We start from the raw sequence: 14,351 nt of genomic DNA, 5'->3' as shown, positions 1-14,351 counted from the left end.
GATGGCACGCAGGAAGCCCGGACTAATAAGATGGCATTGAAATCCCCCGCGTTTCGTAGAAAGTTTCCGTTGCTGGTGACTGGCGGCCTGCTGGCCCTGCAACCTCTGGCCACGTCATACGTGGTGGCAGCCGAGCAGTTCGACTGCCAAGTGTCCGCCTCCGGTGGTTGGGACTGCAAGCCCAAAACCACTGCCAGCAACCTGCCTCCGCGCCCGGTGCATGAAGGTGCTGCGCTGAGCTCCGGCGGTGACGCCCAGGTGGCCGAGACCGATGCCGACGGCGAACCCAAGCCGGTGCTGGTCACCGAGAGCAAGGGCCGTGGCCTGAAATCGCGCAGCGAAGACTACAGCCACCTGGACTGGGTGCCGCGCGACAAGCTCACCGCCGCGCAGCTGGCCGAGACCGGCCCGTACTGCAGTGGCGCGTATATCGAGCCGACACGCCCGGGCATGGACGACACCACGCCCCAGGACGAGTCGCCGACCTACCTGAACGCCAAGGTTTCCCGCTACCAGCAGGAGCAGCAGATCGCAACCCTCGCCGGTGACGTGGTCATGCGCCAGGGCAGCATGCAGGTCGAGGCCGACGAGGCCAACCTGTACCAGGCCGAGAACCGCGGCGAGCTCAAGGGCAACGTCAAGTTGCGCGACAAGGGCTCGCTGGTCGTCGGCGACCAGGCCGAGATCCAGCTGGACACCGGCGAGGCCAAGGTCGACAACGCCGAATACGTGATGCACCAATCGCGCATCCGCGGCAACGCGCTGTACGCCAAGCGTGGCGAAAACGCCATCATCCGCCTCAAGGACGGTACTTACACCACCTGTGAGCCGGGCAGCAATGCGTGGCAGCTCAAGGGCAACAACATCACCTTGAACCCGGCCACCGGCTTCGGCACCGCGACCAACGTCACCCTGCGGGTCAAGGATTTCCCGGTGTTCTATACACCGTACATCTACTTCCCGATCGACGACCGTCGCCAGTCCGGCTTCCTGCCGCCGTCGTTCAGCACCAGCAGCGACACCGGCTTCATGCTGGTCACGCCGTACTACTTCAACCTGGCGCCGAACTACGACGCCACCTTGTATCCGCGCTACATGGCCAAGCGTGGCTTGTTGATGGAAGGCGAATTCCGCTACCTGACCAAGTCCAGCGAAGGCCAGTTCGGTGCTGCGTACCTGAACGACAAGAACGACGATCGTAAAGAGCAGACCGACTACAAAGAAAAGCGCTGGATGTACAACTGGCAGCACAAGGGCGGGCTGGATTCGCGCTTGATGACCGAGGTGGACTACACCGATATCAGTGATCCGTTCTATTTCCAGGATCTGGAGACGGGGCAGATTGGGGTAGAGAGCAAGGATGTGGTCGATCAGCAAGGTGCGCTCACCTATCGGGGTGACAGCTACCGTGCGCGCTTGAACCTGCATGCCTATGAGATGGCGACCATTTCGCGCATCACCCCTTACGACAAGCTGCCGCAGATCACCTTCGACGGCATGCTGCCGTATCATCCAGGTGGCTTCGACTTCAGCTACAAGACCGAGGCCGTTCGCTTTGATCGTGACCTGAAGACCGGTCCGGTCTTCAACGAAGACGGTCAGCTAGATACGACGGCAGGTAAGGAAGGCCAACGACTGGACGAAAATATCTTCGGTCTGGCTCGTGCCAACGGCACGCGTCTGAATATTGCGCCGGCTATCAGTCTGCCAATGGAAGCTAGCTACGGCTTCCTGAAACCGACCTTGAAGTATGTCTACACCCACTACGATCTCGATCTAGACAGCAAAGGCAAGAATGACCTTGCCACAGCCAGTCCAGCCACTCGTGACCTGCAGGGCGACTTCTCCAGCACACAAAGCCGTAGCGTTCCGGTCTTCAGCGTAGATAGCGGCTTGTATTTCGATCGTAATACCCAATGGTTCGGCAAGAACTATCGCCAAACCCTGGAGCCGCGCCTGTTCTATCTCTACGTTCCGTATGAGGATCAGAAGGACATCCCGGTCTTCGACACCGGCGAATCCTACTTCAACTATGCCTCGCTGTTCCGTGATAATCGCTTCAGTGGCTCCGACCGCATCGGTGATGAGAATAAGCTGTCGCTGGGCGTGACCAACCGCTGGATTGAAGAAAACGGCTTCGAACGTCAACGCTTCAGCATTGGCCAAGCCTTCTATTTCAAAGATCGTAAGGTCCAGCTGCCAGGCATCGATTGGCGCACCCGCGACGACTCACAATCGGATGTATCGCCATACGCGCTCGAATACCAGTATGCCTTCAACCGCGATTGGCGCTTCAACTCCGACTACAACTGGGACCCGGACAGCCGCAGCCCACGCTCCGGCAGCGCGATGTTCCACTACCAGCCGGAAGACAACCCGAACAAGATCGTCAACCTGGGTTATCGCTACCGCAACGACCTGGTTCGCTACGACTCGCTGACCGGTCGGTGGCAGGTTGGCGGCGGCGATTACGGCAGACCTGGCGACCCGAACTACGTCAAGGACTACTACAAGATCGAGCAGCACGACTTCTCGGTCATCTGGCCGATCGTCCCTCAGTGGAGTGTTATCGCCCGCTGGCAGCATGACTACAACCGCAACCGCACCCTGGAAGCCATGGGCGGTTTCGAGTACGACAATTGCTGCTGGAAGCTGCGCCTGATCAACCGCTACTGGCTCGACTACGACGACTTCAGCCAGGCCGTTCCGCAAAACGAGAAAGGCGACCACGGCGTCTTCCTGCAAATCGTGCTCAAAGGCCTCGGCGGCGTTGTGGGCAACAAGGTCGAGTCGTTCCTCGACGAAGGCATTCAAGGTTACCGTACACGTGAAGACCAAGCTTATTGATCGCCTGCGCCCGCTGATGCTGGGCGCCGTATTGCTGAGCAGCGCGGTGCATGCCGCTGTTCCCCTGGACCACATCGTGGCCATCGTCGACAACGACGTGGTCATGCAGAGCCAGCTGGACCAGCGCGTGCGCGAAGTGCAGCAGACCATCGCCAAGCGCGGCGGCGGCGTGCCGCCGGCCGGTGCCCTGGAGCAGCAGGTGCTGGAACGCCTGATCGTCGAGAACCTGCAGCTGCAGATCGGCGAACGCTCCGGCATTCGCATCACCGACGAGGAACTCAACCAGGCCATCGGTACCATTGCCCAGCGCAACGGTATGTCCCTGGAGCAGTTCCGCGCCGCCCTGGCCCATGACGGCCTGTCGTTCGACGACGCCCGCGAGCAGGTCAAGCGCGAGATGATCATCAGCCGCGTGCGCCAGCGCCGCGTGGCCGAGCGCATCCAGGTGTCCGAGCAGGAAGTGAAGAACTTCCTCAACTCCGACCTCGGCAAGATGCAAATGTCGGAAGAGTACCGCCTGGCCAACATCCTCATCCCGACCCCGGAAGGCGCCAGCTCCGACGCCATCCAGGCCGCAGCGCGCCAGGTCGGCGATGTCTACCAGCAGCTGCGCCAGGGCGCCGACTTCGGCCAGATGGCCATCGCCCGCTCCGGCAGCGAAAACGCCCTGGAAGGCGGCGAGATGGGCTGGCGCAAGGCCGGCCAGCTGCCACCTGACTTCGCCAAGATGCTCAGCAGCATGTCGGTGGGCGACATCACCCAGCCAATCCGCATCCCCAACGGCTTCATCATCCTCAAGCTCGAGGAGAAGCGCGGTGGTGGCGAGAACGTGCTGCGTGACGAAGTCCACGTACGCCACATCCTGATCAAGCCAAGCGAGATCCGCAGCGAAGCGGCGACCGAGCAACTGGCCGAGCGCCTGTACGACCGTATCCAGAATGGCGAAGACTTCGCCGAGCTGGCCAAGAGCTTCTCGGAAGACCCAGGTTCCGCGCTCAACGGCGGCGACCTCAACTGGGTCGACCCGAACAGCCTGGTGCCGGAGTTCCGCGAGCAGATGGCCAATGCCCAGCAGGGCGTGGTGACCAAGCCGTTCAAGACCCAGTACGGCTGGCACGTGCTGGAAGTGCTGGGCCGCCGCGCCACCGACAGCACCGAGAAGGCGCGCGAACAGCAAGCGCTGACCGTGCTGCGCAACCGCAAGTACGACGAAGAGCTGCAGACCTGGCTGCGCCAGATCCGCGACGAAGCCTACGTTGAAATCAAGCTGCCTGGCGCCGACCAGGCCGCCCAGTGAAGCCCCTGCGCTTCGCCGTCACGCCCGGCGAGCCGGCCGGCATAGGCCCTGACCTGTGCCTGCTGCTGGCCGTCGAGGCCCAGCCTTACCCCCTGATCGCCATCACCAGCCGTGACCTGCTCGCCGAGCGGGCCACGCAGCTGGGGCTGGCTGTCAACCTGCTGCCGGTCAGCGCCGCTGCCTGGCCCGACCAGCCGGCCCCCGCCGGCAGCCTGTACGTGTGGGATACGCCACTGGCGGCGCCAGTGGTGCCCGGGCAACTGGACAAGGCCAACGCCGCCTTTGTTCTGGAAACCCTCACCCGCGCTGGCCGAGGCTGCCTGGACGGGCATTTCGCCGGCATGATCACCGCCCCGGTGCACAAGGGCGTGATCAACGAAAGCGGCATCGCCTTCTCCGGCCATACCGAATTCCTGGCCGACCTGACCCATACCACCCAGGTGGTGATGATGCTGGCCACCCATGGCCTGCGCGTGGCCTTGGTGACCACTCACCTGCCCCTGCGGGACATCGCCGACGCCATCACCGCCGAGCGCCTGGAGCGGGTCACGCGCATCCTGCACGCCGACCTGCAGAGCAAGTTCGGCATCGCCCAGCCCCGCATCCTGGTCTGCGGCCTCAACCCGCATGCCGGCGAAGGCGGCCACCTGGGCCGCGAAGAAATCGACATCATCGAGCCAGCACTGCAACGCCTGCGCGCCCAAGGCATGGACCTGCGCGGCCCGCTGCCGGCCGATACCCTGTTTACCCCCAAGTATCTGGAGCACTGCGACGCAGTGCTGGCGATGTACCACGACCAGGGCCTGCCCGTACTCAAGTACAAAGGCTTCGGCGCCGCCGTCAACGTGACCCTGGGCCTGCCGATCATCCGCACGTCGGTCGACCACGGCACCGCTCTGGACCTGGCCGGCACCGGCAAGGTCGACACCGGCAGCCTGCGCGTGGCCCTGCAAACCGCCTACCAGATGGCCGAGAACCGACCATGAACGAGCACTACCAACACCGGGCGCGCAAGCGCTTCGGCCAGAACTTCCTGCACGACGCCGGCATCATCGACCGCATCCTGCGCGCGATCAATGCCAAGCCCGGCGAGCACCTGCTGGAAATCGGCCCAGGCCAGGGCGCCCTCACCGAGGGCCTGCTGGGCAGCGGCGCACAGCTGGATGTCGTCGAGCTGGACAAGGACCTGGTGCCGATCCTCCAGCACAAGTTCGCGGGCCGCGACAATTTCCGCCTGCACCAGGGCGATGCCCTGAAGTTCGATTTCAACCAGCTGGGCGTCCCGGCGCGCAGCCTCAAAGTGGTGGGCAACCTGCCCTACAACATCTCCACCCCGCTGATCTTCCACCTGCTGAACCACGCCGACCTGATCCGCGACATGCACTTCATGCTGCAGAAGGAAGTGGTCGAGCGCCTGGCCGCAGGCCCGGGCGGTGGCGATTGGGGCCGGCTGTCGATCATGGTGCAGTACCACTGCCGGGTCGAGCACCTGTTCAACGTAGGCCCAGGCGCCTTCAACCCACCGCCCAAGGTGGATTCGGCCATCGTGCGCCTGGTGCCCCACGAGACCCTGCCGCACCCGGCCAAGGACCCACGCCTGCTCGAGCGCATCGTTCGCGAAGCCTTCAACCAGCGCCGCAAGACCCTGCGCAACACCCTCAAGGGCTTGCTCGACAGCCAGGCCATCGAAGCCGCCGGCGTCGACGGCAGCCTGCGCCCCGAACAGCTCGACCTAGCCGCCTTCGTGCGCCTGGCCGATCAACTGGCCGAGCAGCCCAGCGCCAGCTGAGCCAGCCAGTACCGGCCCATCGCGGGGCAAGCCCGCTCTCATAGAACAACGCATGACCATTTGATTTGCGGCACCCTGTGGGAGCGGGCTTGTCCCGCGATTAGGCCGGGCCCGACATCACCGTCGCCTGGCAAGGGCTTCGCCCTTGATCGCGGGACAAGTCGGACCGCCGCACCGCCGCTCCCACAGGGGCAGCATTGGCCGCTTGTTCTCTGCGAGACAGCGCAGCCCGAAGGGCTGGGTGGTCTCCCACAGGTATGGCGGTGTCTCTGAAAGCACCGCAGGACAGGTGGTGCGGGCTTGCCCCACGATAAGGCCGGTATTGCCTACTAACGACTCAAGGCTCTACACAACTGGCCTATCCCCCCGCCAATGGCCTAGACTGCAACCATTGCAGTATTTGCGTCCGCTCGTCCAAGGCCTTTGCATGTCCGACCCCCGCTATCAGATCGACGTCAGCGTCGTGACCCGCTACCTGAAAGAACAATCCGACCCCGACAACAGCCGCTTCGCCTTCGCCTACACCATCACGGTGCAGAACAATGGCACGGTGAAAGCCCGGCTGGTCTCGCGCCACTGGCTGATCACCAACGGTGACGGTGAAGTGGAAGAGGTGCGCGGTGCCGGCGTTGTCGGCCAGCAGCCGCTCATCGAGCCAGGCGACAGCCATACCTACAGCAGCGGCGCGGTGCTCACCACTCGCGTCGGCACCATGCAGGGCAGTTACCAGATGCTGGCCGGAGACGGTCAGCACTTCGACGCCACCATCGCGCCGTTCCGCCTGGCCGTGCCCGGGGCGCTGCACTGATGGCGGTGTACGCCGTCGGTGACCTGCAGGGCTGCCTGCAGCCGCTCAAGTGCCTGCTCGACCGCGTGCACTTCGACCCGGCCGTGGATCGCCTGTGGCTGGTGGGCGACCTGGTCAATCGTGGCCCGGAGTCGCTGGAAACCCTGCGCTTCCTTTATTCCATGCGCAACTCGCTGGTATGCGTGCTGGGCAACCATGACCTGCACCTGCTAGCGGCCTGGCACAACGTCGAGCGCCTGAAGAAGGGCGACACCCTGCGCGAGATCATCGAAGCGCCAGATGCCGACCAGCTCTTCGATTGGCTGCGCCAGCAGAAGCTGCTGCATTACGACGAAGCCCGTGGCGTGGCGCTGGTGCATGCCGGCATCCCTCCGCAATGGACGCTGGGCAAGGCACTGGAGCTGGCCGCCGAAGTGGAGGAAGTGCTGCGCGACGACACCCGCCTGAAGCTCTACCTGGACGGCATGTACGGCAACGAGCCGAAAAAGTGGAGCAAGAACCTGGCCGGTATCGAACGCCTGCGGGTCATCACCAACTACTTCACCCGCATGCGCTTCTGCACCGCCGAGGGCAAGCTCGAGTTCAAGAGCAAGGAAGGCCTGGACAGCGCGCCCAAGGGCTACAAACCCTGGTTCGCCCACAAGGACCGCCGTTCGCGCCACGTCAAGATCATCTTCGGCCATTGGGCCGCCCTCGAGGGGCGCATCGATGTGCCCGATGTGATCGGCCTGGACACCGGCTGTGTCTGGGGTGGCGCCATGACCCTGTACAACGTCGACAGCGGCGAGTTCCACCGCTGCGATTGCGCCGACGACGGCACCCTGCGCCAACCGGCATAACCGACTAGACTCAACGATCAGCCCCGAAGGAAACCACCCCCATGAGCGAATTCAAGCGCATCCCTCCCGAGCAGGCCCAGGCCTTGCGTGAGCAAGGTGCGGTGGTCGTCGACATTCGTGACCCTCAAGCGTTTGCCGCGGGCCATATCAGCGGCGCCACTCATCTTGATAACCATTCGGTGGCCGAGTTCATTCGCAATGCCGACCTCGACGCACCGACCCTGGTGGTCTGCTACCACGGCAACTCCAGCCAGAGCGCTGCGGCCTATCTGGTGGGCCAGGGCTTTTCCGAGGTGTACAGCCTCGATGGCGGCTTCGAGCTGTGGCGCAGCACCTACCCGGCCGAAACCGCTCAAGGCGGCGCCGAATAAAAATTTTCATTTTCCCGCAGCCCGCGCCACGAGCGGGCTCGGGCCTTACCTGACGAACGGTCGTGAGAATCTTCTCGACCCCGCGCCCTTGACCTCTCGTATAACCAACTATCCTTAAGCCCAGGCCATCCAAAAAAGGGGAGAGCCGGTACACCGGCGTGCGGGTCATCGGTAGCGTTTCTACGGGTGTTCTGGGGGGTATACAGCAATCGGCCAGCCCGGTTGCATGCCAGCATCATGCTGACTGATCCGGCGTCGGCTCCACGTATCGAGCGAGGTGACGTCATGAGCATTTTTAGCCACTTCCAACAACGTTTCGAGTCAACCCGCCAGGAAGAACTCTCGCTGCAGGAGTACCTCGAGCTGTGCAAAGAGGATCGCAGCGCCTACGCTTCGGCGGCCGAACGCCTGTTGCTGGCCATCGGCGAACCGGAGCTGGTCGACACCTCAACGAACTCCAGGCTGTCGCGGATCTTCTCCAACAAGGTGATCCGTCGCTATCCGGCCTTTGCCGACTTCCATGGCATGGAAGAGTGCATCGACCAGATCGTGTCCTACTTCCGCCATGCCGCCCAAGGCCTGGAGGAGAAGAAACAGATCCTGTACCTGCTGGGCCCGGTGGGCGGCGGTAAATCGTCCCTGGCCGAAAAGCTCAAGCAGTTGATGGAGAAGGTGCCCTTCTACGCCATCAAGGGCTCACCGGTGTTCGAGTCGCCCCTGGGGCTGTTCAATGCCGCCGAGGATGGCGCCATCCTGGAAGAAGAGTTCGGCATCCCGCGGCGCTACCTCAATACCATCATGTCGCCCTGGGCCACCAAGCGCCTGCAGGAGTTCGGCGGCGACATCTCCAAGTTCCGGGTGGTCAAGCTCTACCCATCCATCCTCAACCAGATCGCCATCGCCAAGACCGAGCCTGGCGACGAGAACAACCAGGACATCTCGGCGCTTGTGGGCAAGGTGGATATCCGCAAGCTCGAGGAATTCCCGCAGAACGACGCCGACGCCTACAGCTATTCGGGCGCGCTGTGCCGGGCCAACCAGGGCCTGATGGAATTCGTCGAGATGTTCAAGGCACCGATCAAGGTCCTGCACCCGTTGCTCACCGCCACCCAGGAAGGCAACTACAACAGTACCGAAGGCCTGGGCGCTATCCCCTATTCCGGCATCCTGCTGGCCCACTCCAACGAATCGGAATGGCACACCTTCCGCAACAACAAGAACAACGAAGCGTTCATCGACCGGATCTACATCGTCAAGGTGCCGTACTGCCTGCGCGTCAGTGACGAAGTGAAGATCTACGACAAGCTGCTGGTCAACAGTTCGCTGTCCAAGGCCCATTGCGCGCCAGATACCCTCAAGATGCTCGCGCAGTTCACCGTGCTGTCGCGCCTGAAGGAGCCGGAGAACTCCAACATCTATTCGAAAATGCGCGTGTATGACGGCGAGAACCTCAAGGACACCGATCCGAAGGCCAAGTCGATCCAGGAATATCGCGATGCCGCCGGTGTCGACGAGGGCATGAATGGCCTGTCGACCCGCTTCGCCTTCAAGATCCTGTCCAAGGTCTTCAACTTCGATCCGCACGAGATCGCGGCCAACCCGGTGCATCTGCTGTACGTGCTGGAGCAGCAGATCGAACAGGAGCAGTTCCCGGCCGAGGTACGCGAGCGTTATCTGCGCTATCTCAAGGAATACCTGGCACCGCGCTACATCGAGTTCATCGGCAAGGAAATCCAGACTGCCTACCTGGAGTCCTACAGCGAATACGGCCAGAACATCTTCGACCGCTACGTGCTGTACGCCGACTTCTGGATCCAGGACCAGGAATACCGCGACCCGGAAACCGGCGAGATCCTCAACCGCATCGCCCTCAACGAGGAGCTGGAGAAGATCGAGAAACCGGCCGGCATCAGCAACCCGAAAGACTTCCGCAACGAGATCGTCAACTTCGTGCTGCGTGCCCGCGCCAACAACAACGGCAAGAACCCGAGCTGGCTGAGCTATGAAAAGCTGCGGGTGGTGATCGAGAAGAAAATGTTCTCCAACACCGAAGACCTGCTGCCGGTCATCAGCTTCAACGCCAAGGCCAGCAAGGAGGACCAACAGAAACACAACGACTTCGTCACCCGGATGGTCGAACGTGGCTACACCGACAAACAGGTTCGCCTGCTGTCGGAATGGTATCTGCGGGTCAGGAAATCGCAGTAAAAGCGGCAAGCTGCGAGCCGCAAGCCCTGAGCCGGACGCGGTGTGCCCTGGCACATCGCACGGCTCACGCTGGCGGCGACTGCTTTTACTTGCAGCTCGTAGCTTGAAGCTTGCAGCTGTACCCAGCTACCGGAGGGCCCATGAGCTACGTAATCGACCGACGCCTGAACGGCAAGAACAAGAGCACGGTCAACCGCCAGCGCTTCTTGCGGCGGTACCGTGAGCACATCAAGAAAGCCGTCGAAGAGGCCGTGAGCCGCCGTTCCATCATGGACATGGAGCACGGCGAGCAGATCAGCATTCCGTCGCGGGACATCGACGAGCCGGTGCTGCACCATGGTCGTGGCGGCAAGCAGACCATCATCCACCCAGGCAACAAGGAATTCACCGCCGGCGAGCACATTCCCCGGCCCCAAGGCGGTGGGGGGGGTGGCGGCCGTGGCAAGGCCGGCAACTCCGGCGAAGGCATGGATGACTTCGTGTTCCAGATCACCCAGGAGGAGTTCCTGGAATTCATGTTCGAGGACCTGGAGCTGCCCAACCTGGTGAAACGTCACCTCACTGGGGCCGACACCTTCAAGACCGTGCGTGCCGGTATCGCCAACGAAGGCAACCCGTCGCGCATCAACATCGTCCGCACCCTGCGCTCGGCCCATGCCCGGCGCATCGCCCTGACCGGCAGCAGCCGTGCGCTGTTGCGCGAAGCCCAGGCCGAGCTTGCGCGCTTGAAAGTCGAGGAACCGGACAACTTCACCGATATCCAGGCGACCGAGGCCGAGATCGAACGCCTGAAAGCGCGTATCAATCGCCTGCCCTTCCTCGACACCTTCGACCTGAAGTACAACCTGCTGGTCAAGCAACCCAACCCGAGTTCCAAGGCCGTGATGTTCTGCCTGATGGACGTCTCGGGCTCGATGACCCAGGCCACCAAGGACATCGCCAAGCGCTTCTTCATCCTGTTGTACCTGTTCCTCAAGCGGAACTACGACCGCATCGAGGTGGTGTTCATCCGCCACCACACCAGCGCTCGCGAAGTCGACGAGGAAGAATTCTTCTACTCCCGCGAGACGGGCGGCACTATCGTTTCCAGCGCGCTCAAGCTGATGCAGGAAATCATGGCCGAACGCTACCCGGCCAGCGACTGGAACATCTACGCCGCCCAGGCCTCCGACGGCGACAACTGGAACGACGATTCGCCGATCTGCCGTGAAATCCTGTCCAAGCAGATCATGCCCCACGTGCAGTACTACACTTACGTGGAGATCACCCCCCGCGAGCATCAGGCGCTGTGGTACGAATACGAGCGCATCGGCGAAGCCTTCCCCGACACCTTCGCCCAGCAGCAGTTGGTATCGGCCGGTGATATCTACCCGGTCTTCCGTGAACTCTTCCAGCGCAGGTTAGCCACATGACCGCCAGAGAGCAGAGACGCCAGCCCATTTCCACCGGGTCCGAGTGGACGTTCGAGCTTATCCAGGCCTATGACCGCGAAATCAGCCGCCTGGCCGAGCGCTACGCCCTGGATACCTACCCCAACCAGATCGAGGTGATCACCGCCGAGCAGATGATGGACGCCTACGCGTCCGTCGGCATGCCGCTGGGCTACCACCACTGGTCCTACGGCAAGCAGTTCCTGAGCACGGAAAAATCCTACAGCCGTGGCCAGATGGGCCTGGCCTATGAAATCGTGATCAACTCCGACCCGTGCATCGCCTACCTGATGGAAGAGAACACCATGTGCATGCAGGCACTGGTGATCGCCCATGCCTGCTACGGCCACAACAGTTTCTTCAAGGGCAACTACCTGTTCCGCACCTGGACGGACGCCAGCTCGATCATCGATTACCTGGTATTCGCCAAGCAGTACATCGCCCAATGCGAGGAACGCCACGGCATCGATGCCGTCGAGGACCTCATCGACTCCTGTCACGCCCTGATGAATTACGGTGTGGACCGCTACAAACGCCCCTACCCCATCTCCGCCGAGGAAGAACGCCGCCGGCAGAAAGAGCGCGAGGAGCATCTGCAGCGCCAGATCAACGACCTCTGGCGCACCATTCCCAAGGGCTCGGAGAAAGGCAACGAACGCGATGATGTGCGCTTCCCCGCCGAACCCCAGGAAAACATCCTGTATTTCATCGAAAAACACGCCCCGTTGCTCGAGCCCTGGCAACGGGAAGTAGTGCGCATCGTGCGCAAGATCGCCCAGTATTTCTACCCCCAACGCCAGACCCAGGTGATGAACGAAGGCTGGGCCACGTTCTGGCACTACACCCTGATGAACGACCTGTACGACGAGGGCCTGGTGACCGACGGCTTCATCATGGAGTTCCTGCAGTCCCATACCAGTGTGGTGTTCCAGCCGGGCTTCGACAGCCCGTACTACAGCGGCATCAACCCCTATGCCCTGGGCTTCGCCATGTACACCGACATTCGTCGCATGTGCGAGCACCCTACCGAAGAAGACCGCCGCTGGTTCCCCGATATTGCCGGCAGCGACTGGCTCTCCACCCTCAAGTTCGCCATGAGCAGCTTCAAGGACGAAAGCTTCATCCTGCAGTACCTGTCACCCAAAGTGATCCGCGACCTGAAGCTGTTCAGCATCCTGGACGATGACCAGCGCGACGACCTGCTGGTACCGGCGATCCACGACGAGGCCGGCTACCGCATCATCCGTGAGCAACTGGCTGCCCAGTACAACCTGGGCAACCGCGAACCCAACGTGCAGATCTGGAGCATCGACCGACGCGGCGACCGCTCCCTGACCCTGCGCCACCAGCAACACAACCGCAAGCCGCTGGGCGACTCCACCGAGGAAGTGCTTCGGCACCTGCATCGGCTGTGGGGCTTCGATATCCACCTGGAAACCGTCCAGGGCGACCAGGTCATGAAAACCCACCACATGCCGCCGCGAGGCGAGCAGAACGAAGCGGGTGAGTACGGGCGTATGGATCTTGCCGTGGTGCATCATCTCTGAGCAAACAGCCCTCCATTACTGCCGACAGGGTATGCTGTGGGCAGTAATGGAGGTTCTACATGCAGATCTACAAGGTCGGTGGCGCCGTGCGCGACCGCTTGCTCGGGCGCCCGGTCAGCGACATCGACTGGCTGGTGGTCGGCGCCACGGTCGAACAGATGCAGGCCCTGGGCTATCGCCCGGTCGGGGCTGATTTTCCGGTATTCATCCACCCTCGCACCGGCGAGGAGTACGCCCTGGCGCGCACCGAGCGCAAGAGCGGGCGCGGCTATGGCGGTTTCACCTTCCATGCCAGCCCCGAGGTTACCCTCGAAGAAGACCTGGTCCGCCGGGACCTGACCATCAATGCCATGGCCGAGGACGAGCATGGCAATCTGTGCGACCCGTACAACGGCAAGGAAGATCTCGATCGACGCATTTTGCGCCATGTTTCTCCAGCATTCGCCGAAGATCCCTTGCGCGTCCTGCGCGTAGCCCGCTTCGCGGCCCGCTATGCTCCGCTGGGCTTCCATGTCGCCGGCGAGACCCTCGAGCTGATGCGCCAGATCAGCGCATCGGGCGAGCTTCAAGCTCTGACGGCCGAGCGCAGCTGGAAGGAAATCGAGCGCGCGCTGATGGAAGACCAGCCCCAGGTGTTCATCCAGGTGCTGCGCGATTGCAATGCGCTCGAGGAACTGATGCCGGAGATCAATGCACTGTTCGACGCGCAGCGACCAGACCCGCTGGCAGCACTACGAGAAGCGGCCCGCACGCAACAGCCACTGAATGTACGCTGGGCCTGCCTGCTGCAGGGGCTGGGCGAGCCGAGCCAGGTCAAGGCAGTCAACCAGCGCTTCAAGGCCCCCCGGGAATGCCAGGAACTGGCGTCCCTGGTCAATGAATGCCAGCCCCTTTGCCACGACGCCAAGGCACTGAGCGCTGCCAGCCTGTTGGACTTGCTGCAGAAGTTCGACGTGTACCGTCGACCGCAGCGCTTCGAGGATTTCATTGCTGCGTGCGAGATGGAGGCGCGTGGTCAGAGGGACGACCAGGCTTACCCGCAGGCCGACTACCTGCGCGGCGCGGCGGCGGCCGCTAAAGCAATGGATGTGAAACCACTGCTGGAGAAAGGCTTGGCCGGGCAGGCGCTGGGGGAAGCACTCAAGGCGCAACGCCTGGAAGCACTGGAAGCCTACAAGCGCTGGTAACCTTCGGGGTTTCGCATTGTTTATACAA

At 62.4% G+C, this 14,351-nt stretch carries 11 protein-coding genes; all 11 read left to right on the top strand.

Annotation, left to right across the window (positions count from 1 at the left end; all coding sequences use genetic code 11):
• Positions 1-30: 30 nt before the first annotated feature.
• Positions 31-2,847 (top strand): LPS-assembly protein LptD, encoded by a 2,817-nt coding sequence (locus K8374_RS01775; protein WP_224457726.1) that lies wholly within the window; start codon positions 31-33, stop codon positions 2,845-2,847.
• Complete coding sequence (locus K8374_RS01770; RefSeq protein WP_224457725.1) at positions 2,828-4,144, top strand: peptidylprolyl isomerase; 1,317 nt, start codon at positions 2,828-2,830, stop codon at positions 4,142-4,144. Before K8374_RS01775 ends, K8374_RS01770 begins: the two co-directional genes overlap by 20 nt.
• A complete protein-coding gene (gene pdxA / locus K8374_RS01765; RefSeq protein ID WP_224457724.1) occupies positions 4,141-5,130 on the top strand; it encodes a 4-hydroxythreonine-4-phosphate dehydrogenase PdxA in 990 nt (329 codons plus the stop codon). Before K8374_RS01770 ends, pdxA begins: the two co-directional genes overlap by 4 nt.
• Positions 5,127-5,933 carry a 16S rRNA (adenine(1518)-N(6)/adenine(1519)-N(6))-dimethyltransferase RsmA gene (gene rsmA, locus K8374_RS01760; protein WP_224457723.1) on the top strand — a complete coding sequence of 269 codons (807 nt, stop codon included), beginning with the start codon at positions 5,127-5,129 and terminating at the stop codon, positions 5,931-5,933. The genes pdxA and rsmA overlap by 4 nt, the downstream gene beginning before the upstream one ends.
• A gap of 427 nt (positions 5,934-6,360) precedes the next feature.
• The gene (apaG, locus tag K8374_RS01755) at positions 6,361-6,741 is read left to right on the top strand and encodes a Co2+/Mg2+ efflux protein ApaG (RefSeq protein ID WP_224457722.1); all 381 of its coding nucleotides are present in this window, start codon (positions 6,361-6,363) and stop codon (positions 6,739-6,741) included.
• Positions 6,741-7,580, top strand: a complete 840-nt coding sequence (locus tag K8374_RS01750) for a symmetrical bis(5'-nucleosyl)-tetraphosphatase (RefSeq protein WP_084856182.1) — start codon at positions 6,741-6,743, stop codon at positions 7,578-7,580. Before apaG ends, K8374_RS01750 begins: the two co-directional genes overlap by 1 nt.
• Before the next feature lie 41 nt (positions 7,581-7,621).
• Positions 7,622-7,951, top strand: coding sequence for a thiosulfate sulfurtransferase GlpE (glpE, locus tag K8374_RS01745; RefSeq protein WP_084856184.1), 330 nt, complete (start codon positions 7,622-7,624; stop codon positions 7,949-7,951).
• A 285-nt stretch (positions 7,952-8,236) separates the two neighbouring features.
• Positions 8,237-10,159, top strand: a complete 1,923-nt coding sequence (locus K8374_RS01740) for a PrkA family serine protein kinase (RefSeq protein WP_224457721.1) — start codon at positions 8,237-8,239, stop codon at positions 10,157-10,159.
• Between the two features lie 140 nt (positions 10,160-10,299).
• Complete coding sequence (locus K8374_RS01735; protein WP_224457720.1) at positions 10,300-11,571, top strand: YeaH/YhbH family protein; 1,272 nt, start codon at positions 10,300-10,302, stop codon at positions 11,569-11,571.
• On the top strand, positions 11,568-13,136 hold the full coding sequence (locus tag K8374_RS01730) for a SpoVR family protein (RefSeq protein WP_224457719.1): 1,569 nt from the start codon (positions 11,568-11,570) through the stop codon (positions 13,134-13,136). Before K8374_RS01735 ends, K8374_RS01730 begins: the two co-directional genes overlap by 4 nt.
• 59 nt (positions 13,137-13,195) lie before the next feature.
• Positions 13,196-14,323, top strand: coding sequence for a multifunctional CCA addition/repair protein (locus tag K8374_RS01725; protein WP_224457718.1), 1,128 nt, complete (start codon positions 13,196-13,198; stop codon positions 14,321-14,323).
• Positions 14,324-14,351: the final 28 nt, after the last annotated feature.

Origin of the sequence: Pseudomonas sp. p1(2021b), from assembly GCF_020151015.1 — a bacterium.
In the GTDB taxonomy this organism is placed as follows: domain Bacteria; phylum Pseudomonadota; class Gammaproteobacteria; order Pseudomonadales; family Pseudomonadaceae; genus Aquipseudomonas; species Aquipseudomonas putida_K.
This window is presented reverse-complemented; position numbering and strand designations above follow the sequence as displayed.

Bases quoted from the DNA above. Each gene is read 5' to 3' on its own strand.
- K8374_RS01775 (WP_224457726.1), top strand. From the start codon at position 31: ATGGCATTGAAATCCCCCGCGTTTCGTAGAAAGTTTCCGTTGCTGGTG.
- rsmA (WP_224457723.1), top strand. From the start codon at position 5,127: ATGAACGAGCACTACCAACACCGGGCGCGCAAGCGCTTCGGCCAGAAC.
- apaG (WP_224457722.1), top strand. From the start codon at position 6,361: ATGTCCGACCCCCGCTATCAGATCGACGTCAGCGTCGTGACCCGCTAC.
- K8374_RS01750 (WP_084856182.1), top strand. From the start codon at position 6,741: ATGGCGGTGTACGCCGTCGGTGACCTGCAGGGCTGCCTGCAGCCGCTC.
- glpE (WP_084856184.1), top strand. From the start codon at position 7,622: ATGAGCGAATTCAAGCGCATCCCTCCCGAGCAGGCCCAGGCCTTGCGT.
- K8374_RS01740 (WP_224457721.1), top strand. From the start codon at position 8,237: ATGAGCATTTTTAGCCACTTCCAACAACGTTTCGAGTCAACCCGCCAG.
- K8374_RS01735 (WP_224457720.1), top strand. From the start codon at position 10,300: ATGAGCTACGTAATCGACCGACGCCTGAACGGCAAGAACAAGAGCACG.
- K8374_RS01730 (WP_224457719.1), top strand. From the start codon at position 11,568: ATGACCGCCAGAGAGCAGAGACGCCAGCCCATTTCCACCGGGTCCGAG.
- K8374_RS01725 (WP_224457718.1), top strand. From the start codon at position 13,196: ATGCAGATCTACAAGGTCGGTGGCGCCGTGCGCGACCGCTTGCTCGGG.